This is a genomic window from Ottowia sp. oral taxon 894 (assembly GCF_001262075.1).
Taxonomy (GTDB): Bacteria; Pseudomonadota; Gammaproteobacteria; order Burkholderiales; family Burkholderiaceae_C; genus Ottowia; species Ottowia massiliensis.
The window spans coordinates 174,875-195,589 of the sequence record NZ_CP012073.1 but is presented as its reverse complement, the minus strand read 5'-3'; the positions used below and the strand labels follow the sequence as shown (position 1 = coordinate 195,589).

At 61.6% G+C, this 20,715-nt stretch carries 17 protein-coding genes; 8 read left to right on the top strand and 9 right to left on the bottom strand.

All coding sequences use genetic code 11. The features are described from left to right. Positions 1-109 precede the first annotated feature (109 nt). From ADJ79_RS00800 to ADJ79_RS13685, 6 genes are all read left to right on the top strand, one after another. Positions 110-1,150, top strand: a complete 1,041-nt coding sequence (locus ADJ79_RS00800) for a hypothetical protein (RefSeq protein WP_050714365.1) — start codon at positions 110-112, stop codon at positions 1,148-1,150. Beyond that, positions 1,147-1,437, top strand: coding sequence for a hypothetical protein (locus ADJ79_RS00795; RefSeq protein ID WP_050714364.1), 291 nt, complete (start codon positions 1,147-1,149; stop codon positions 1,435-1,437). Before ADJ79_RS00800 ends, ADJ79_RS00795 begins: the two co-directional genes overlap by 4 nt. 134 nt (positions 1,438-1,571) lie before the next feature. Further along, the gene (locus ADJ79_RS00790; RefSeq protein WP_050714363.1) at positions 1,572-1,757 is read left to right on the top strand and encodes a hypothetical protein; all 186 of its coding nucleotides are present in this window, start codon (positions 1,572-1,574) and stop codon (positions 1,755-1,757) included. Positions 1,758-1,781: 24 nt separating this feature from the next. Beyond that, positions 1,782-2,141 (top strand): hypothetical protein, encoded by a 360-nt coding sequence (locus tag ADJ79_RS00785; protein ID WP_050714362.1) that lies wholly within the window; start codon positions 1,782-1,784, stop codon positions 2,139-2,141. A gap of 40 nt (positions 2,142-2,181) precedes the next feature. Next, complete coding sequence (locus ADJ79_RS14895; protein ID WP_172673995.1) at positions 2,182-2,340, top strand: hypothetical protein; 159 nt, start codon at positions 2,182-2,184, stop codon at positions 2,338-2,340. Further along, positions 2,337-2,573: a hypothetical protein gene (locus ADJ79_RS13685; RefSeq protein ID WP_156303926.1), complete on the top strand. Its 237-nt coding sequence runs from the start codon at positions 2,337-2,339 to the stop codon at positions 2,571-2,573. The genes ADJ79_RS14895 and ADJ79_RS13685 overlap by 4 nt, the downstream gene beginning before the upstream one ends. Before the next feature lie 628 nt (positions 2,574-3,201). Here ADJ79_RS13685 and pepN read toward each other — a convergent pair. The 5 genes from pepN to ADJ79_RS00760 form a co-directional block, all read right to left on the bottom strand. After that, a complete protein-coding gene (pepN, locus tag ADJ79_RS00780) occupies positions 3,202-5,931 on the bottom strand; it encodes an aminopeptidase N (RefSeq protein WP_050714361.1) in 2,730 nt (909 codons plus the stop codon). A 223-nt stretch (positions 5,932-6,154) separates the two neighbouring features. Continuing rightward, positions 6,155-6,778, bottom strand: coding sequence for a DUF3829 domain-containing protein (locus ADJ79_RS00775; protein WP_050714360.1), 624 nt, complete (start codon positions 6,776-6,778; stop codon positions 6,155-6,157). A 112-nt stretch (positions 6,779-6,890) separates the two neighbouring features. Continuing rightward, a protein-coding gene (gene prfB / locus ADJ79_RS13680) for a peptide chain release factor 2 (RefSeq protein WP_156303925.1) occupies positions 6,891-7,995 on the bottom strand; the annotation gives its coding sequence in 2 pieces (ribosomal slippage) (positions 6,891-7,913 and positions 7,915-7,995; 1,104 coding nt in all). Positions 7,996-8,278: 283 nt separating this feature from the next. Further along, positions 8,279-9,301, bottom strand: coding sequence for an aminotransferase class I/II-fold pyridoxal phosphate-dependent enzyme (locus tag ADJ79_RS00765; RefSeq protein WP_050716312.1), 1,023 nt, complete (start codon positions 9,299-9,301; stop codon positions 8,279-8,281). A 112-nt stretch (positions 9,302-9,413) separates the two neighbouring features. Next, positions 9,414-11,432 carry a lytic transglycosylase domain-containing protein gene (locus tag ADJ79_RS00760; protein ID WP_253273837.1) on the bottom strand — a complete coding sequence of 673 codons (2,019 nt, stop codon included), beginning with the start codon at positions 11,430-11,432 and terminating at the stop codon, positions 9,414-9,416. Between the two features lie 12 nt (positions 11,433-11,444). Between ADJ79_RS00760 and ADJ79_RS00755 the strand changes: the two genes are divergently transcribed. Together ADJ79_RS00755 and clpB are read left to right on the top strand one after the other, a co-directional pair. Then, positions 11,445-12,053 carry a 5-formyltetrahydrofolate cyclo-ligase gene (locus ADJ79_RS00755; protein ID WP_050714358.1) on the top strand — a complete coding sequence of 203 codons (609 nt, stop codon included), beginning with the start codon at positions 11,445-11,447 and terminating at the stop codon, positions 12,051-12,053. A gap of 204 nt (positions 12,054-12,257) precedes the next feature. Continuing rightward, positions 12,258-14,846, top strand: a complete 2,589-nt coding sequence (gene clpB / locus ADJ79_RS00750; RefSeq protein ID WP_050714357.1) for an ATP-dependent chaperone ClpB — start codon at positions 12,258-12,260, stop codon at positions 14,844-14,846. Between the two features lie 257 nt (positions 14,847-15,103). Here clpB and ADJ79_RS00745 read toward each other — a convergent pair whose 3' ends face one another. From ADJ79_RS00745 to ADJ79_RS00730, 4 genes are all read right to left on the bottom strand, one after another. After that, the gene (locus ADJ79_RS00745; protein WP_050714356.1) at positions 15,104-15,763 is read right to left on the bottom strand and encodes a HEPN domain-containing protein; all 660 of its coding nucleotides are present in this window, start codon (positions 15,761-15,763) and stop codon (positions 15,104-15,106) included. Between the two features lie 237 nt (positions 15,764-16,000). Further along, a complete protein-coding gene (locus ADJ79_RS00740; RefSeq protein ID WP_050714355.1) occupies positions 16,001-17,218 on the bottom strand; it encodes a patatin-like phospholipase family protein in 1,218 nt (405 codons plus the stop codon). After that, on the bottom strand, positions 17,215-18,174 hold the full coding sequence (locus tag ADJ79_RS00735; RefSeq protein WP_172673994.1) for a diguanylate cyclase regulator RdcB family protein: 960 nt from the start codon (positions 18,172-18,174) through the stop codon (positions 17,215-17,217). The genes ADJ79_RS00740 and ADJ79_RS00735 overlap by 4 nt, the downstream gene beginning before the upstream one ends. Before the next feature lie 34 nt (positions 18,175-18,208). Further along, on the bottom strand, positions 18,209-20,641 hold the full coding sequence (locus ADJ79_RS00730; RefSeq protein ID WP_050714353.1) for a dynamin family protein: 2,433 nt from the start codon (positions 20,639-20,641) through the stop codon (positions 18,209-18,211). Between the last annotated feature and the right edge of the window lie 74 nt (positions 20,642-20,715).

The window sequence follows — 20,715 nt, the reverse complement described above, 5'->3', positions numbered from 1 at the left end:
CGAGTTTTGGGAACGGCGCACTTAATTGATATGGCAAAAACCGCCATGCACGGCTTATGATGGATTCCGCTATTTAAACGAGTGACCACTTACGGAAAGGAGCGATGCAATGCAACTGGAACATTTGTCAATCGACGGGCGGCGCAAGCTGCCGTTTTGCGGCTTTCATGCGCTGCTGGGGTGCTGGCTCCGGTGGGCCTTGCTGGCCATGCTGGCGCTGGGCTGGCAGGCGGCGATGGCGACGCCAATTTATGTGGAGCCTGGGTCGGAAATCGTGGTGGATGTTCCCAATCCACAGCCGGGCATACCGGTGGATGAATTCGAGATGAAGTTCTCATTCATCCGGCTGGAAAAGGGCCTGCATGGCAAGATCAAATTCAAGGTGGTTGGAGCCAATCACCGGGATTTGACGGGCATTGAGGTGCCATCGGAGTTGCCGCTGGATAGCCCGGGGCCGACGGCAGAGGCTAAATTCAGGCCAAAATTTTTGAAAGCTGGCTGGTACGACATTTTAGCTGATTTTGAATCCAATGAATTCAATGGCGGAATACAATTCAGCATCTTGCTGTATAACGGAAAGGTTTATTACAGCTGGGTTGGGACAGACCTGCTGAATTCAATGGCCAGATTCAATCTCAGGAACCACGATGAATATCAGTCATTGGTCTCTAAATTCAATAAAAAGCGCGATCAATGGAAAAAAAGCCATCCAGGGGAAGAAGAACTGCTTTTTTCTGAAAGGTGGCTGAGCAAGGAAGAATCGAAGCGGGCTACGGAGATCGTTCTGGAGGAAGAAGGTCGTATCTATAGATCCATCCAGCAGGAGTCCAAGCCACACCCAGAAAAGTCAGAAGATTCTGACAAGAAAATATCCAAAGGGGATGCTGTAATAATCAGGGTTAAATTTGCCATAGATCATGGGTTCTCCAAGTTTTTGCCATTGCATGGCGCCGTGATTCGCGTTACACACACTGGAAAGGTGCCTCCAGGACTGGCTGAGCTGATTGCTTATGGCCGGTTGGATGAAAAAGGGGAGCTTAAATTCATATCTCCCGTTGATGATCTGAAATACCAGGTGCAGCTTCTTGGCAAGCACGATAGATTTAATATTGGTATTTTTAAAGATGCCGATAATTTTACCCCCCCTTGATATCGCTGTTTGATCAAAAAGAAGAAATAAACATCAAACCTGATGATGCACATAAAGATAACAAATACCACATCAGCGAAGCCGAAGCCAACTCCTGGTCCGTTTTCCAGGCCCTGTATGAACTGACGGAGCATGTCAAACCCATCGCAGGTATTCCCGAAGCGCCCGTTTTCAAGAAAGTCGTCACCAACCGTCCCACGCCAAGAGAGGCTTTTCACGGGGCTGGCAGCGATGGAGGGAAAAAAGTGTCTGAAATGCACCTGGGTTCTCTCAAGTCTTTTGACTGAGACGTGATGGCGCACGAATACGGCCATGCCGTGGCTTACCTGCAAGGCGCAACCAGGGCGGAAGGCGGCTTTCATGACGGAAGCAACCCGTACGACATTGACAAAGACACTTCTATCTCCTGGCGTGCTGCGGTATGAATTGGTCTTTTTTATTTTCACCGGTATGGCTGGATGCGAACGGCAGTTTCATCGAAGACAAAACCGGCAAATACAGATTGGACAAAGACGATTTGCTGATAGAAAATATTTCGGCAGGAATTGGCGTGCCAAATTTGGCGGCCACCGTGCCGACGTTGCTGAAACAAAGAAAATTTGTCTGAATGCTTTACCATGGCTGCCATATAATGGCTCTTAAACAAGAGCCGATTGAAAACCTTGAACATCAGGTTTTTAGTCGGCCTATCCCCTTTACCAAAAGGAAACTCAAAATGAAAAACATCTGTCTTGCGGCAATAGGGCTGATTTCATTCATGCTGCATTTCAATTTGACTATTGTCGCATTCATGAAATCATCTGCGCTATATGCGGATGAAAAAACGATCTTATGGAGAAGTGTTCTTGAATATTTGTCTATTCCAATTGCCTATATCGATGGATATCTATTCATTGACAATGTAATTGTATTGATCATGCTCAACAGTCTGATCTGGACATGCCTGATCGTATTTGTAATTTGGCGTCTGTGGATGTTCAAGAAAACATGAAATATACGAAAGTTTTGCTTTTAGATATTGGGCGGTTGTCATGAATCAGATTGGCCACTTGAAGGTTCTTATTGAGCTGGGCGCCGGTATGAAAGCAAAAACGCCGGACTCTCCGCCCGAGACCTTGATGCAGGTGGCCAAAAGAATGATGTCCCGTGAAATCATTGAACTTTTGGGATCTTATGGCGTACGGTCTTGACTCTGAAGCGCCACGCCGTTGATTTTATGGCTCATAAATATACAGCGGAGATTGGATTTCAAGGCGCCAATCTTGATGTGGATTTTCTGACTTCTTTTCTGTATCTCACTCCTTCAATGACAAGAAAAAAAGAAAGCGGCAGATTCAAAAGGTGCTGGAGCTATAACGGACATTTGGAAGCCGGATTCAAAAAGGAGTGGGATACATTGGAGGAAGGTCTCGTTTTATATTAGGAAAAACTCTCGCAAATGGGTTGCCGGCGCTCGATTTCAATGATTAAAGATATGGGAAATTTATGGCGGTAGCATGTGGATTATTTATGTTGCTTCATTTTATAATTTTCTGGGTTGAGGAGGTGGTGGCAAAACGTTTTTACAAAAAAATCATGGAAAAACAGATGGATATCATCTTAAAAAGGTCTTGAAAAGCATAAAGAATGGCGATCTGGATGATGAATTTTCCGGGGTGGCGAGAAAAATAATGATCCTGGACCGTTTCTCATTGATATTTTTAGTGCTTGCATTTATTTGTTTTTATGTGTCTTTATTGACCCAAAATCAACCAGCTTGAACAAATGGATCGCTTAGGCCGTGAGGGGTAGAAGGGTGGAGCGTGTCGCAAAGCACGCCGATGAAAGGGAGGAAAGGGGGGGGAAACGCTGTTTTCCGCTCCTTTGTTCATAGCGCGCTGTCCGCGCCGCTGAAGCGGCAGATGCCTTTAAGCCCTGGCTGAATTTGCTCCTCTTTTAGATGCAATCCGGCATGTCAGGCGCTGCGTAGCGCGCGTAGCCTGAGAAGCTGTTCAAAGAAGAAGCGGGGCCTGCAAGCCCCGCTTCTTTGTTGGCATGCGGCGTGCGTTGGGTTATTCACCCTGGCTGCCCAGGGCGCGGGTGACGACTTCGCGCACGTCGCGGCTGAGGGTGTCGCGGGCGGCGACGGTTTGCAAGGCGGCGCGGGCGCTGCTGCGGTATGGCTCGGCCAGGGTGGCCCAGCGGTCGAGGGCGCGGGCCAGGCGGGCGGCCACTTGCGGGTTGAGGGCGTCGAGCGCCAGCACTTGTTCAGCCCAGAAGGCGTGGCCTGCGCCGTCGGCGCGGTGAAAGGCGGCGGGGTTGTTCAGGCAGTAGGTGAAGATGAGGGCGCGGGCGCGGTTGGGGTTTTTGAGCGTGAAGTCGGGGCGCTGCATGAGCTGGCGCACGAGCGGCAGCACATGGCCGTCTGCGTCGGGCGTGCGCGCTTGCAGGGCGAACCATTTGTCAAGGGCCAGGGCGTCTTCGGCAAAGAGGGCGTGGTAGCGGGCCAGGGCTTTTCCGGCCAGCGGGTGATGGGTGTGGATGAGGGCGGTGAGGGCGGCCAGGCGTTCGGTCATGTTGCCGGCGTCTTTGGCGCGCTGGTAGGCCTTGCCGGGCCAGACGGCGTCGCCGGTGGCCTGGGCGTTCAGGCAGAGCATGAGCAGGGCCAGGCCGGCGAGGGCGCGGCGGCCGCTGCTGGCGGCGTCGGGCTGGTAAGCGCCGCTGCCCTGGTGCGCTTGCCAGGCCCATTGCCAGTCGGCTTGCAGGGCGCTGGCGATTTGGGCGAGCATGGCCTGGCGCGTGGCGTGGATGCGTTGCGGATCAACAGGCTGGCCCTGGCTGGCCATGTGTTCGGCAATGTCGCTTTCGGCGGGCAGGGTGAGGGCCAGGGCCTTGAAGGCGGCGTCCAGCTGCGGGTGGCGAAGCACGGCGCGCAGGGCTTCCATCTGGGCGCCGTTCAGCGCGGGTTCGCCGGGGTTCGCGGATGCGCTGGCGTGGCGGGTGGCGGCTTGCAGCAGCAGGGTCTGGCCGGCTTCCCAGCGGTTGAAGGGGTCGCTGTCGTGGGCCAGGCGGTGCAGCAGTTGCGCGGGGGTTTCGGCGTATTGCAGCCGCACGGGGGCTGAGAAGCCGCGCAGGAGCGAGGGGGCGCAGCCCGCAGGCACGTTGGTGAAGGTGAAGCTGGCTTTTTCTTCGGTGAGCAGGGCGGTAAAGGTGGCGGCGGGGGCGGCAGCGGGGGCGCTTTCGCCTTGCTGGCCTTCTTGCGTTTGCAGGGGCGCGTCTTGCCCGTCCGGGCCGACAAGGCCAATGCGCACGGGAATGACGAGCGGCTCTTTGACAGCCTGGCCGGGGGTGGGCGGGGTGTGCTGGGCGAGGGTGAGCGTCCAGGTCTGCGCGGCTTCGTCGTAGCGGCTTTCGGCTGTGACCACGGGCGTGCCGGCCTGGCTGTACCAGCGCTTGAACTGCGGCAGCAGGGCGGGCAGGGGGCTTTGCGGGTTGGCGTCGCTCATGGCCTGGGCGAAGTCGTCGCAGGTGACGGCCTGGCCGTCGTGGCGCTGAAAGTACAGGTCCATGCCGCGCCTGAAGCCTTCGCGGCCCAGCAGGGTTTGGTACATGCGCACCACTTCGGCGCCTTTTTCGTAGATGGTGGTGGTGTAGAAGTTGTTGATTTCCTGGTATTCGTCGGGCCGCACGGGGTGGGCCAGGGGGCCGGCGTCTTCAGGGAACTGGTGGGCGCGAAGGACGATGACGTCTTCAATGCGCTTGACGGCGCGGGCCGATTCGCTGCCGGCCATGTCCTGGCTGAATTCCTGGTCGCGAAAAACGGTAAGGCCCTCTTTGAGCGAGAGCTGGAACCAGTCGCGGCAGGTCACGCGGTTGCCCGTCCAGTTATGAAAGTATTCGTGGCCGATCACGCTTTCCACGCCTGCAAAGTCGGCATCGGTGGCGGTGGCGGGCTTGGCGAGCACGAACCGGGTGTTGAAGATGTTCAGGCCCTTGTTTTCCATGGCGCCCATGTTGAAGTCGCTGGTGGCCACCACCATGAAGCGCTCCAGATCCAGCGGCAGGCCAAAGCGCGCTTCGTCCCAGGCCACGGCGGCCATGAGCGAGCGCATGGCGTGGCCGGTCTGGTCCAGATCGCCCGGGCGCACAAAGACTTGCAGCAAGTGCTCCTTGCCCGCGCGGGTGGTGATGCGCTGCTCGCGGGCCACCAGGCGGCCAGCCACCACGGCGAACAGGTAGCTGGGCTTTTTGTGCGGATCGTGCCAGATGGCGAAATGGCGGCCATCGTCCAGATCGCCGCTTTCAACCAGGTTGCCGTTGGACAGCAGCACGGGCCAGCGCGCCTTGTCGGCGCGCAGGGTGACGGTGTAGGTGGCCATCACGTCGGGCCGGTCCAGAAAGTAGGTGATGCGGCGAAAGCCCTCGGCCTCGCACTGCGTGAAAAAGTCGCCGCCGCTCATGTACAGGCCCATGAGGCGCGTGTTTTTTTCAGGGCAGCAGGTGGTGAAGATTTCCAGCTCGAACGGCTCCGGCCCTTCGGGCAGGTTTTCCAGCACCAGCGTCTGGCCGTCCATGCGAAAAGAGCAGCCCTGCCCGCCCAGCAGCACGCGCGAGAGGCTGAGTTCATCGCCATCCAGCCGCAGCGGCTGCGCGGGCACGGCCATGTTGCGGCGCAGCGTCATGCGGTTGAGCACGCGGGTCTTGGCCGGATCCAGGTCAAAAGTGAGGTTCACGCTGTCGATCCAGAACGCGGGCGGGGCGTAGTCGGCGCGGCGGATAGTGGCGGCTTGCGGATGGTTCATGGCGGTGTGGTGCAGGAAAAGGAATGCGGGAAGGGCAGGGCGGTGTTCCGCCCTGCGGCGCATGAGAAAGAGTTCAAAAAGAGAAGCAGATCCGGATGGGGCAAAAACGGCTTTCGCGCAGTCTCCACTAGGACATCACGCTATGGTTATAAGAGCAAAATCAGTTTTTCTTTCCAGGTGACGAATGGCATAAAAAAGGCAACGGCGCCACGCCCATGCGGCTTCAGCGCGAGAGGCGGTTGCTGCTGCTGGCCAGCTGGTTGCAGTTGCGCGCCACCTTGCCGGGCGAGCCGTCCACCATCCAGCCGCCGCAGCCTTCAAGCATCATGCGTTCGCCTTGGTTGTAGGGCTTTTTGCCGCGAACGCGGCGCACACGCTCCTTGGCGGCCACGAGAAATGGCTCAATGCTGCTTTCAAACGCGCTCCACATGGGCTGCCCGCCTTCATGCGCCTTGGCGTAGGCCAGGGTTGCGTCGGCAGCCTTTTCAAAGCTGACCATCGGGGCGGCGGCCTTTTCCACACGGGCCAGCCCGGCGGCATAGAAGTTTTCCATCGCCGGTGTCAGCGCGCCTACATCTTTCAGGCAGTCGCTCACTGCGTTATCGCCGAGGGCACAGAGGCCATCAACCATGCGCTCCCTGCCCGCAGGGCCTGTCTTCATGTTTGCCACCCGGTTGGCGTAACGCTCCATGCCTTGTATGGCGCGGCCATCCACGCTGTTGCAGCAGCCGATATAGGCGGAGACTTTGGCGGACGGGTCATCTGCCGACGCGAGCGCTTCATCCGGCTTGCCCGAGCGGGCGGCGAGCAAGGCCGGAACCAAAGTGGCGTGAAGCGTGTTTTTCATATGCAGAGCGAAGGTTGAAAAAGGCGAACGCGGGGAATGCAGACGATGAAAATGCCGCCGCCTGCCGCCAGAGGCCCCGGCGCGGGGCAGGGCGGCCGGGCTGGCTTGGGCCTCACACGCCCTGCTTCAGGCTGGCTTCGATGAAGGCGTCCAGGTCGCCGTCGAGCACTTTTTGCGTGTTGCTGATTTCCACGCCCGTGCGCAGGTCTTTGATGCGGCTTTGGTCGAGCACGTAGCTGCGGATCTGGTGGCCCCAGCCCACGTCGGTTTTGCTGTCTTCGAGCTTTTGCTGCTCTTCCATGCGCTTGCGCATTTCATGGTCGTAGAGGCGGCTGCGCAGGCGGCGCCAGGCCACGTCGCGGTTGGAGTGCTGGCTGCGGCTGTCCTGGCACTGCACGACGATGCCGGTGGGCAGGTGCGTCAGGCGCACGGCCGAGTCGGTTTTGTTGATGTGCTGGCCGCCCGCGCCGCTGGCGCGGTAGGTGTCCACGCGCACGTCGGCGGGGTTGATGTTGATTTCGATGGAGTCGTCAATTTCCGGGTAGACGAAGATGGACGCAAACGAGGTGTGCCGCCCGCCGGCCGAGTCAAAGGGCGATTTGCGCACCAGCCGGTGCACGCCCGTTTCGGTGCGCAGCAGGCCGAAGGCGTATTCGCCTTCCACTTTGATGGTGGCGCTTTTGATGCCGGCGGTTTCGCCCGGCGTTTCGTCTTCCAGATCGGTTTTGAAGCCTTTGCGCTCGGCGTATTTCAGGTACTGGCGCAGCAGCATGCTGGCCCAGTCTTGCGCTTCGGTGCCGCCCGCGCCGGCCTGGATGTCGATGAAGCAATTGCTGGGATCGGCGGGCTGGTTGAACATGCGGCGAAATTCCAGCTGCTCGACCGTGCCTTGCAGGCGCTGCACGTCGTCGGCAATGGCCAGCAAGGCGGCTTCGTCGCCTTCTTCGCGGCTCATTTCATACAGCTCGGCGCTGTCGGCCAGGTTGCGCGCCAGGTCGTCGAGCACGAGCACCACGTCGTCGAGGCGCTTTTTTTCCTTGCCCAGCTCCTGGGCTTTTTGGGGGGCGTTCCAGACGGCGGGGTCTTCCAGCGCGGCGTTCACCGTGCGCAGGCGGTCGGCCTTGGCAGGGTAGTCAAAGATACCCCCGTAGCTCGGCGGTGCGGGCGGTGAGGTCTGCGATCTGGCTGCCAATCTGGTTGATGCGTTCTGCGTCCATGGTGTTTTCCGGGTGTTTCTTGAGAAAAAAGCGGGCGATTCTCGCATGCGGGTCTCTCGGGAGCCTGCCTGCGGCAGGCTTTGCCGCCTTTGCGCGGCTGGCGGCGGCGCGGCGGCATTTGGCGGTTTGCTTCCCGTCCGCCAGACTGCATCAAAAACAGGAGCGAATTCAGGGGGGCAAAATGCCGTTTCGCGCAGATTCCACTAGGACCTCATGCTACGAATAAAGTAGTGAGAATGACCGTCTGCCCGCAGCCCTGCGCGGACAGATTGCGAACAGGTTCTCAGAGCTTCGCCAGCGTGCGCAGCAGGGCCTCTTGCACCGGCGGGGGCGCGACGGCCATGCGCACGTGGCCGGGCAGGCCGAAGCTGGCGCAGTCGCGCAGCTTGAAGCCTTGGGCGCGCAGGGCGGCCAGCAGCGCGGGCAGCTCGTGCGCCGCCAGCGGCGGGCGGGCGGTGAAAAAGCTGGTTTGGCTGGGCAGCGCTTGCCAGCCCGCTTGCGCCAGCCCGTCAAGCTGCCGCGCGCGCCACTGGCGCAAGGTGGCGCGGCACGCATGCAGCCAGGCGGCGGCGGCGGGGCTGGCCCAGGCTTGCAGCAGGGCTTGTCCGTGCGCGCCCAGCGGCCAGGAAGGGGCCAGCGCCTGCACGCGTGCGAGCAAGGCGGCATCCGCATGCAAGGGGGCGATGGCGTAGGCGGCGCGCACGCCGGTCAGGCCCAGCGCCTTGTTGGGGGTGATGAGGCGCCAGGCGCGTTGCAAGGCGGCTTCGTCCAGGCTGGGCGCGCCTTGCAGGCGCAAGGGGGCGTAGGCCTCGTCCAGCGCCAGCGTTTGCTGCGGCGCGAGGGCGGCGGCCAGTGCGGGCAGGTCAGTTTGCGGCTGGCCCAGCGGGCTGGATGGCTCGCAGGCCCATAGCAGCGCGGCTTGCGCGGGCGCGGCAGCCAGCGGCAGGCCGTGGGCCTGGGCGGCGCGGGCGTAGTCGCCGTAGGCGTGGCGGGGCAGCCAGACGGCGGGCGGCGCGCCGCCATCGCGCGCGGCGGTGCCTTGCAAAGCTACAGCGGCGGTCAGGCGCTGGATGAATTCGCTGCCGCTGGCGGCCACGAAGATGCGGCTGGCCGCCACGCCGTGCCACTGGCCCAGCAGCGCGCGCAGGCGGGTGTAGGCGGGGTCGGGGTAGCGGCGCGCGTCGGCCCGCTCCAGCGCCCGCACGGCCAGCGGGCAGGGGCCGCAGGCGTTGGCGTTGGTTGAAAGATCGTGCTCGGGCGCGCCCAGGGCATCAGGGCCGCCGTGAAGGGGGGTGGGGCCGGGCATGGCGGCAGGTTCGGTGTGCTGCAAAAAGTGAGCGGCCCGCGCTGATTCCACGGGGGCTTGGGGCCGTTTGATGCTGATTGGGCGCTGATTGAAAGAAAAGCGCGACGGCGCTTCAAGGCAGTTCCGCCCCGGTTTCTTCCTGCGGCGCGGGCGGCGCAATGCGCCCCAGGCGCTGGGCCAGGGACTGGGGCTGGCCGGTGAGCAAGGCGGCGTAATCGACGGTGTTGGAGAGCACGTTTTTGACGTAGGTGCGGGTTTCGTCGAAGGGAATGTTTTCCACCCAGGCCGCGCCTTCCAGCTCGGGGCCGGCGCCGTCATCGGGGGCGCGCCACTGGCGGGCGCGGTTGGGGCCGGCGTTGTAGGCGGCGGCGGCCAGGGGCAGGGCGCCGTCAAAGCGCTCCAGCGCCAGCTTCAGGTAGTGGGAGCCGATTTGCAAGTTGGTGTCCAGCTCGTTGATTTGCGCGGGCTTGAAGCCCTTGAGGCCGAGCTGGCGCGCCGTCCAGCGGGCGGTGGCGGGCATGATTTGCATCAGGCCCGATGCGCCCGCGCGCGAGCGGGCGGCGGTGACAAAGCGGCTTTCCTGCCGGATGAGGCCATAGACGTAGGCCGCTTCCAGCCCGCTGGCGCTGGCGTGGCTGAGCACTTCGGCGCGGTGCGGGGTGGGAAAGCGCAGGGCTTCGTCGCTGAAGGGCAGGCGTTCGCTGGCGCTGATGCAGCGGTCCCACACTTCGTGCTGGCAGGCGTAGGCGGCTGCGGCGTGGCGCTGTCCGTCGCTCATGCCGCCGGGCGTGTGCAGATTGACGGTGTAGTTCCATTCGCGCACGCCTTCACTGCGCAGGCCCAGCAAGATGGCCAGCAGCGCGCGGTTCAGGCCCGCGTTGTGCCGCACGGCCTGCTGCATGGCGGCGGGCACGGGCGGGGCGGCGGGGGCGCGTTGCAGGCGCTGGCCCAGGCGCTCGGCAGCGAGCTTTTCGTAAAAGCCGCCGCCGCTGGCGCGGGCGATGGATTGGTAAAGCGGCTGCGCCTGCGCGGCCTGCCCCGTGGCGGCCAGTGCGCGCGCCTTCCAGTACACCCATACGGGCTGGCTGGCCTGGGCGGCGGGCATGGCGCTGATGGCGCGCAGCACTTCAGGCCACTGCCCGGCGCGCAAGGCGGCGCGAGCCATCCATTCGCGCGCTTCGGGCAGCAGCCAAGCGGGCTGGCGCACGTGGCTGAAGTAGGAGGGCGCGTCGGCGGAAAGGCGCAGCGCGGCTTTGTGGCCGGCGGCGGCCCAGACCCAGTCGCGGCCTTCTTCGCTCATTTGCCCGGCCCACTGGGGCATCCAGGCGCTGGCTTGCGCGGGGTCGGCGCTGGCAAGCCGGGCCAGCGCCAGGGTGGTGAGTTCGCGGCGCAAGGCGGCATCGGCCACGGCGGCGGGCTGCGCGGCCAGCCAGCGGGCGGGGCTGGCGGCAATGGCTTCAATGTGCGGCAGCGCTTCAGGGTGCAGCAGGGCGACGGCGGCGCGCGCCAGCGGGGTTTTGCCCGCCAGCAAGGCAGCGCGCGCCTTGCGCCAGACGGCGGACGGCGGCACTTGCCCATCGTCCAGCAGGCGCGAGACGGCCCAGAGGCACCCGTCGTCAGCGTCTTTTTGCGCCAGCCACAGGCGGGCGGCTTCTTCGCCCGCGCCCGCCGCCGTTTCCGGATGCGTCAGATGCGCCAGCCCCAGCGCGTAGCAGCGCACTTGCGCGTCATCTCGCATGCGGTAGGGCGGCTCGTAGGCCAGAAAGCGGCCCCAGTCGCGCCGCTGCCCCAGCAGCAGCAGCCAGTCGTTGCGCAGGCGGTCTTCCTGATACGTGCCCGCGTGGCGCTGCAAGAAGGCATCCACCTCGGCGGGCTGCGCCAGCGGCAGGCGCGCTTTCAGCTCCCAGTAATCGGCCCACGGCTCCAGCGCATGGCCCGCCGCCAGCGGCAGCAGGGCCGCAAGCTGCGCCCGGTCACTCTTGCGGAAGGCGGCGCGCATTTGCACGATGACGGCGTCGGCGGCGCCAAGGGCCTGCGCGCCGGGCGCGTCGGGCGCATCAGGGTTCGAGCCGGTTTGCGCCCCGGCCAGGGGAGCGGCCAGCGCCAGCAGCAATGTCAGAATCTTTCGCATATTGATTCAATTATGAGCACCCGCCCCGACAAAAAAGCCCTGCGCCAGCGCCTGATGGCCCAGCGCCAGAGCCTGCCCGGCCGCGCGGCGCGCTCGGCCGCCCTGCATGCGGCGCTGCAGGCCTGGCTGGCGGGCCGGCCCGAAACCTGCATGGGCGCTTACTGGCCCATCAAGGGCGAGTTCGATCCCCTGCCTGCCCTGTGCCATTGGCAACAAGAAGGCCAGCAGCAGGAAGGCCAGCAGGCGAACCAGCGCCGCCGCATCGGCCTGCCCGTGATGGACAAGGCCAGCAAAACCCTGGCCTTTCACGACTGGCGCCCCGGCTGCCCGATGGAGATGGACGCCTGGGGCATACCCCAGCCCAAGGGCACGCCAGCCATTGCGCCCGATCTGCTGCTGGTGCCTTGCGTGGGCTATGCGCCCGGCGGCGTGCGCCTGGGCTACGGCGGCGGCTTTTATGACCGCACCCTGGCCGCGCTGCGCCCGCGCCCCTATGCCGTGGGCCTGGCCTTCGCCTGCGCCTTCGTGGCCGACTTGCCGCCCGAGCCGCACGACGCGCCGCTGGACGCCATCCTCACCGACTGCGGCTGGGCCTGGCCCGCCGAGGCCGAATCGCATTGAAAACAGGAGCAAATTCAAGACCCATGAAAACGGCTCTCGCGCAGTTTCCACTAGGACCTCATGCTATTCAAAAAGGAGCAAAAAAAGACCCTTCATCCAGCCCCGCCAGGCGGCTGCCCGGCTTGAAAAAGAACGGGGCAGCCGCAACTGCCCTGTGTCATTGGGAGCGTGCGCACTGCACGCTCACGAAAGGAGAAAACACTGATGCGAGCCGACAAATTCACCACCAAATTTCAAGACGCGCTGGGCGACGCCCAGTCGCTGGCGCTGGGCAAAGACCACGCCTACATCCAGCCCGAGCACTTGCTGGCCGCCATGCTGCGGCAAGAAGGCGGCCCCAAATCGCTTTTGCAGCGTGCGGGCGTGAACACGCAGCAGCTGGCGCAGGCGCTGGACGCTGCCGTACAGCGCCTGCCGCAAGTGCAGGGCCAGGAGCAGGTGCAGCCCAGCCCTGATCTGATGAAGCTGCTGCAAGCCACCGAAAAAGAATCCATCAAGCGCGGCGACCAGTTCATCCCCAGCGAAATGTTTTTGCTGGCGCTCACCGAAGCCAAAGGCGAAGCCGCCCGCATCGCCAAGGAAGCGGGGCTGACGCGCAAGGCGCTGGAAGCGGCCATTGACGCCGTGCGCGGCGGCCAGACGATGGACAGCGCCGACGGCGAAAGCCAGCGCGAGGCGCTGAAGAAATACACGCTCGATCTGACCGAGCGCGCACGCCAGGGCAAGCTGGACCCGGTGATTGGTCGCGACGACGAAATCCGCCGCGCCATTCAGGTGCTGCAACGCCGCAGCAAGAACAACCCCGTGCTCATTGGCGAGCCGGGCGTGGGCAAAACGGCCATCGTGGAAGGGCTGGCCCAGCGCATCGTGGCCGGCGAAGTGCCCGACACCTTGCGCGACAAGCGCGTGCTGGTGCTGGACATGGCGGGCCTGCTGGCCGGAGCCAAGTACCGGGGCGAGTTCGAGGAGCGCCTCAAATCCGTGCTCAAGGAAGTGGCGCAGGACGAAGGCCGCATCATCTTGTTCATCGACGAAATCCACACGATGGTGGGCGCGGGCAAGGCCGAAGGCGCAATGGACGCGGGCAACATGCTCAAGCCCGCCTTGTCGCGCGGCGAGCTGCACTGCATTGGCGCCACAACGCTGGACGAATACCGCAAATACATCGAAAAAGACGCCGCGCTGGAGCGGCGCTTCCAGAAAGTGCTGGTCGATGAACCCAGCGTGGAAGACACCATCGCCATCTTGCGCGGCCTGCAGGAAAAGTACGAAGTGCACCACGGCGTGGACATCACCGACCCGGCCATCGTCGCCGCCGCCGAGCTGAGCCAGCGCTACATCACCGACCGCTTCCTGCCCGACAAGGCTATTGACCTCATTGACGAAGCGGCGGCCAAGATCAAGATCGAAATCGACTCCAAGCCCGAAGAAATGGACAAGCTGGAGCGCCGCATGATCCAGCTCAAGATCGAGCGCGAAGCCATGAAGAAGGAAACCGACGAGGCTTCCCGCAAGCGCCTGGCGCTCATTGAAGACGACCTGGCCAAGCTGGAAAAGGAATACGCCGATCTGGACGAAATCTGGAAGGCCGAAAAAGCCAGCGCCCAGGGCAGCGAGCAAATCCGCAAGCAGATTGACCAGATTCGCTTCCAGATTGACGAATTCACCCGCAAGGGCGACTTCAACAAAGTGGCCGAGCTGCAATACGGCCAGCTGCCCGCGCTGGAAAAACAGCTCAAGGAAGCGCAGGCCACCGAAGTGGCCGGCGAGCGCGCCGCGCCCAAGCTGCTGCGCACGCAAGTGGGCGCGGAAGAAATCGCCGAAGTCGTCAGCCGCGCCACCGGCATCCCGGTCAGCAAAATGATGCAGGGCGAGCGCGAAAAGCTGCTGCACATGGAAGAGGCCCTGCACCGCCGCGTGGTCGGCCAAAACGAAGCCGTGAACGCCGTGGCCGACGCCATCCGCCGCTCGCGCTCAGGCCTGTCAGACCCGAACCGGCCCCTGGGCAGCTTCTTGTTCCTCGGCCCCACCGGCGTGGGCAAAACCGAACTGTGCAAGGCGTTGGCGGGCTTCTTGTTCGACAGCGAAGAGCACCTCATCCGCATCGACATGAGCGAGTTCATGGAAAAACACTCCGTGGCCCGGCTCATTGGCGCGCCCCCCGGCTACGTGGGCTACGACGAAGGCGGCTACCTCACCGAAGCCGTGCGCCGCAAGCCCTACAGCGTGGTGCTGCTCGACGAAGTGGAAAAAGCCCACCCCGACGTCTTCAACGTGCTGCTGCAAGTGCTTGACGACGGGCGCCTCACCGACGGCCAGGGCCGCACCGTGGACTTCAAAAACACCGTCATCGTGATGACCAGCAACATCGGCAGCGCCCAGATTCAAAGCCTGGCCGGCCAGCCGTATGAAGACATCAAGGAAGTCGTGTGGGCCGAGCTGAAAAACCACTTCCGCCCGGAATTTCTCAACCGCATCGACGAAACCGTGGTCTTTCACGGGCTGGACGCCAAACACATTGGCGAAATCGCCCGCATCCAGCTGCAAGTGCTCAAGGCGCGGCTGGAAAAAATGGACCTCACGCTCGACGTGAGCGAACAGGCCTTGGAGGAATTGGCCAAAGTCGGGTTCGATCCCGTCTTCGGCGCGCGCCCGCTCAAGCGCGCCATTCAGCAGCGCATTGAAAACCCGCTGTCCAAGCTGCTGCTGGAAGGCAAATTCCCGCCCAAATCCACCATCCACGTCAAAGTGGACCCGGTGCAAAACCCCGGCGTCTTCGAATTCAGCGCCTGACAGCCGTACCCATGCCGGGCGGCCCGCCCCATGCGCCGCCCGGCAGCCCGCCAGGATGGCAGCAGGCGCGGGCCACAGCCTGATTTGATCCTGAAAAAAGAGCAAATTTCAGGGGCTAAAAAGGCCTCTTGCGCCCGTTTCACCAGGACCTCATGCTATTGATCTGGTAGCTGATTCCTGGTGGCTGATAGCAAACACGGATACCACGAACGGACGGCCTCGCCTGCTCGCGCCGCCTTGACCTTTGCAGCGCCTGCCTACTTGACCACCGGATAAAACGGCGCAGCCTGAAAACTCTGCGGCTGCCGCATCATCAGCGCCAGCATCACCGGCAGCACGCTGCCCAGAATGGCCCGCCCGTCGCACACCTGCGCCCGGTTGATGGAGCTGCCCCAGGTCGCGCCGCCGTGCATGAGCTGGTTGCGCAAGGTGTAAAGGCGCACCAGCACGGTTTTCAGCACCTCGGCCGTTTCGCGCGCTGCCATCGCGCGCTTGACCAGGCGGCCTTCCTGCTCAAAGCGCCTTTTCCAGTTGCATTGCAGCGTGGGGGCATTGAGCTGATCCCAGAAAGGCTGAAAAACATAGCGGTTTTCCAGCAGCAACTGAATCGGCCCGGCGTATTGCTCCCAAATCAGCGCGGCCAGCTCGCCTTGCCCGTCCAGCTCGCAAATCTTTTCAATGAACTGCGAGTGCATGAACTTTTCATTCATCCCAATGGCGTCTTTCTGCGCGTAAGCCGAGTTGAAGGCAATCCACAGGCAGATGAACGCCACATCGTCGTCATCGCCCGCCGCCTGCGCGCGCCCCAGCCAGCTGATCGCGCGCCGCATGCGCAGCGTGAAAGCGGAGCGCTTTTCCCCTTCAGCCGCCGCCAGCGCCAGGCGCGTCTGCTCCAGTTCTTGCAATGTGTGAGGCATAAGTGCAGCCGCTTCCTTCATTCAGATGCAATCAAAGCCGCCGCCGCCCCGCCAGAGACAGATGCAGGGCAGGGCGCTGGCAGCCCGGCAGCAAAGAGCTTTTTTTGCTCCTTTATTCATAGCATGAAGTCCGCACCGAATGGGCGATATCTACGTTTTTCATGCCCATGAATCAGCTCCTTTTTTTAAAGCGCTGCGCCAGGCTGGCGGGCCTGACGCGGCGCTCTGGGCAGGCTTTCACGGCTTGCGCGTTTGCTCCTGAAGCCGCTGCATGGCTTCGTGCAATTGCTGCTGGCCGCCTTGCGCCAGCGCCGCATCGCGTGCCCGGGCGCTGGCGTGCAGGGCGGCGTGGGCTTGCAGCACGTCGCGGATGCGGCCCAGGCACGCGCGCGTGTCTTGCCAGCCTTGCTCCATCCAGTCGGCAATCAGGCGGTTGTCAAAGCCCAGCACGTCGCGCACGCGGCCTTTGCGCCTGATGCCGCTGGGGCGGATTTCAATGATTTCCGCCTGCTGCGCAAAGCTGCGGCGGCTCCACAGCGAGCCGTCTTCAAGGTGCGTCACCACCACGGCGCGGCAGCCCGCTTGCAGCAGCGGCTCGATGGGCGTGTTGCCTTGCAGCGTGGCCCAGCCGCCCTGGCCGCCGTCGCTGTAGAGCTGCCCGTTCACGGCCTGCGGCGTAAACAGCAGCGGCAGTGCCGCCGAGGCCATGAGCGCCTTTTTCTGCTCGTCGGCAGGCAGCGCCTGCACGTGCACGAAATGCGAATCGGGCGTCTGCGACAGCCCCATTTCCGCGCACGCCAGTTTCATCAAGTCCAGCGCCGTGTCTTCCGTGGGATAGAGCGAGACGTAAAGCGGCACGCGCGCGGGCAGGCCGCCAGCGGGCAGGTATTCATCCAGCAGCGCCTTCACCGGCTGGTTGCTTAGCCAGCCGCTCACCGCATCGGGGCCGGGCAGCAGCTTTTCAAGCAAAGGCAGGTGCGACAGCAGCGCCTCGCGCCAGGCGGCGGGCAGCGAAGGCAGGCGCGCGGCCAGCCTAGCCACCGGCGCCGCCTTCAGCGCCAGCGGCCCCAGCGCGGCCAGCAGCGCCATCAGCGGCCGTAGCGCGGCGGGCGTCATGCCGAAAGAAGCCAGCAGCATCACATAAGCAGGCACGCTTTGGGCCAGCCGCTGCGCGGCCGAGGCATCGGCCTGCAAGGGCGATTGCTGCGCCAGCGTGTTCCATAGCTGCTGCAAATGCTCCACCGCCGCCTGCTGCGTGGGCGCGGCCGCCACCAGCGCCCCGTTCAGCGCCCCAATGCTGGCGCCGGCCACGTGCGTGGCCGCCACGCCCTCTTCCGTCAGCGCGCGCAGCACGCCCGCCTGATAGGCCCCCTTGGCCCCGCCGCCCGAAAGCACCAGGCCCAGGCTGCCGCCTTGCGGCTGTTGCGGCTGCTGCGTCAGTTCCTTGTGTGTCATGCGCCTTCTCCTTCGCGCTGTTGCGCCAGCGGGGCCAGCGCCGCATCGGCCAGCAGGGCCGCCATGCGGTCGGCCGTGGCCAGGCGCGGCATCTTCAGCGGCAGCGCCATGTCTTCCTTGCGCTCCAGCAGCGGCCACTGGCTGCACACCTTCAGCACGCCTTGCGGCCCATCCAGCGCCACGCTGCCGCCCAGCCAGTCCAGCCCTTCCAGAAAAGCGCGCGTTTGCGGCGGCTGCTGCGTGCCGCCGCCCGGCAGCGCCAGCCAGGCGCGCAGGCCCAGCGGATCGTTGGCGTCCATGTTCTCCTCGCGAATGTCTGCCTGAAGGCGGATGGCCGTGTCCTTGATGGCCGATTCGCGCAGCGTTTGCGCCTCTTGCGGGCGCCGCGCCAGAAACTCGCCAAACACGCCCCAGCGCAGCTCCTGCAAGGCCGCGCTGGCGCGCGAAGCCAGCGGCAAATGCCTGAAGTCGCCCGCCGCCCAGCGCTTGAATACCAGGCCCAGCTGCTCATGGGCCGCCACGCGCAAATCCAGCGTTTGCAGCCGCTCGTCCACGCGCAGGCGCTCGCTTTCCACTGTTTTCGCCAGCGCATCCAGCGCCTGGCGCTGATCCAGCGCCAGATGGGCTACTTGCGCCAGCGAGCGCTCCACGGCGCCCAGCCGCCCGCCCACTTCAGCCAGCGCCAGATTGGTATCGCTCAACTCGCGGGCCAAATGCGTGGTGACATTCACCACCTCGCGCAGCGTGGTCTGCTGGCTTTGCGCAATGGCGGCGTCGCGCCGGCCGCCCTGGCCCGAGAAAAAGTCGAACATGCGCGGGAAAAAACTCTGGCGCCGCTCTTTCACGCGCAAATGGTCATCGGCCACGTCCAGGCAGTTCACCATGTCAATCAGCATGCGGCTTTTGACGGCGCTGGGCAGCGCCTTGGCGAAATGGGCTATTGCGGTATCGGTCATTTTCATTTCTCCTTGCGGTATTTCATTTGCGCTTTTATTTGCGCGCCAGCGCGGCGGCATGTTTTTCCAGTTGCACGGCGGCCCATTGATTCAGACTGGCGGCGTCCTCTTCTCCACCATCGTGCTGCTGCTGAAGGTTTTTCAATTCAGCGCGAATCGCCATGCGCTCCTCTTCTTCGCGCTTCTGGTCATGCAGCCCTTTTTGCAGGCTGTCCTGCACTTGTTCAAAGCATTGCTGAATTTGTGCAAAAAAATCGTCGAAACTGTTTTCCAGAGGCTGCATGAAATCATCCTGGACTTGTTTGCGCATATTCTGCAGCGCCCGGGTGATTTTGCCATTCCAGTAGTTTCTTAATCCTTCGGTATCTAGGCGGGCGTATTTTTCCTCTTTCTCTACATCGTCATATCCCCAACCTTCATCAATCCAGTTGAAAAGACGTTTAAAACCACCCCAGGTGCTGTTTTGACGCACACGCACAGTATATGTTTTTGTTTTCGTCTCGATGAGATCGGGCTGATTCACTTCATCCGGTTCATCAAACGCCCATTCATCCAGATATGAGGGTATATTGAACGCCAGCGCATCTAGATTGATCTTTCTGGCTTCTTCCGAGAAATCGTTAATTTGTTGTTTTACCTCGTCACGCAATTCAATCAATTGGGCGGCCAGGATTTCTGTCTTGGCTTTGGTTTGCTCTCCAATTTGATTTCCAGTATTCCTCAGTATGAGTTGTGCGCTGTCAGCGATTCTATTTATGACCTCATTGGCAGCTTTCTCGCTCTCATAGGTGTCGCCGAGACCCTTTGAATCAAAAAGGGTGGTAAATAAACCGCTGAACTGGGTGGGTTTTGTTTTTCTTTTTGTGCCGATTATCCGGTCAAGCAGGTTTTGTGTGGGTGGTTTTTCTTCAATTTGACCGGCAATAATGTCCATCATATCATTGAGTGAAGAAAATCTATTTTTATCTTCGAGCCTCTTGATTATGGAGAGATAGGTGTTATAATCATCTGGTAGTTGCTCTATCAACCCATCCAGCCTCCTTTTCGTGTCGTCTTTATTGCTAGTGGAAAACCATTTCTGACTTTCTGCCATCTGAAGGACGATGTCTCTTGTGTATTCAGCCATGTTCAGCTTTCCCTTCTCCAAAAGCTGGGCAATGTTTTTTTTAGTCACTTCCTCTGCGCACTCCACGATTCGCTCGATAGCGTGCTGGGCGCCTTTGAATTCATCAAGCAGCTTTCTTCTGATTTTTTGGCGCGCCTTTTTGAGCTGTTCGATTTGCGTCTGGGCGCTTTCGATCAATTCGCGCAGCTTTTCAGGGTCGGCATCCTGCGCCTGAAGGCGGCCTTTGATGAAACGTGTCAGCTCCTGCGCGTTGTGGGCCAGCACGCCTGCGGCAGCGGCCACGGCCAGCAAGGCAGCCGTCTGGTGGCCGTATTGAATGACTTTTTGCAGGGGTGCCTCAAACAGGGATTTCTTCCACATCGAACCAGCGCGCTTCTGAACCTTTGTGCTATCGGCAATATCGTCTTCCCAAAACTCCCCAAATGCTTTCTTGCCAAAATCATCTATCCAGCTAACGGGCTGGCCTTCCTGCCATTGAATGCCGCCTTCGGTCAGCGCCAATTGGGCGCGCTGGGCCAAATAGGCGTTGCGCGATGAAACGGGAAAAATATTCTCTGAATTATTAAGTTGAGGCAGCAGTTGTTTGGCAACATATTTGCACGTCTTTTCGGCGTTGTCGCTGTTGCTGTCCTGATTGTCAAATTTATTGACAAGCGCGAACATGCGGTCCCGGGCATGTCGTGCGATTTGCTCCAGCTCATCGCGCAAGTCTTTTTCCGATTCGGATTTGAGCTGCGTGTAATCGAGCACGGCCAGCACGGCCGAAGCTTTTTCAAGCTGTTCGCGCATCATGGGCAGCAAATGCTCTTGTTGCCCGGCTTCATTGAAGCCGGGCGTGTCCAGAATCATGAATTTGCCTTGTCCGGCCTGATTTTGATTGCGCAGGTGGAAAAACTCCACTTCAATGCGCGGAAAATCGGCCACGCCGGCATAGGCTTCAAAAGGAAAGGGCACTTTCAGCGCGGCAGACAGGCGCACCAGGTCATTGAGCCAGGCCAGAAAGTCAAAAATGGCTTCTTCGCCTTGATACGCTTCGGCAATGTTGCGGGTTTGATGGAGCTTTTGCAGCGCGTCTTGCAAATGGCTGTCGCCCTCCAGCCTTTCCTGCAATGATTCAGGTTTGAGTTTTTGGGCTTTTTCTTCCAGCTTTTCAAGCAGATCCAGAATGGGCTGGCGTTTTTCAAAATATAAAACGGGAGTTTTTTGCCCGGGCGCGTGTTCGATGAGCGTGGGCAGCGCCGTCATGGGGCGGTTGCGGTTGGGCAGTATTTCGCGGCCCACGATGGCGTTGATGGTGGTGGATTTGCCGGCTTTCATGGTGCCCACCACGGCCAGCACCATTTCAAGTTTTTCGGTTTTGCGCCGGTTTTCGGCCAGTATTTCCAGTTTTTTCGCTATTTCCGCCGGCGAGAAAA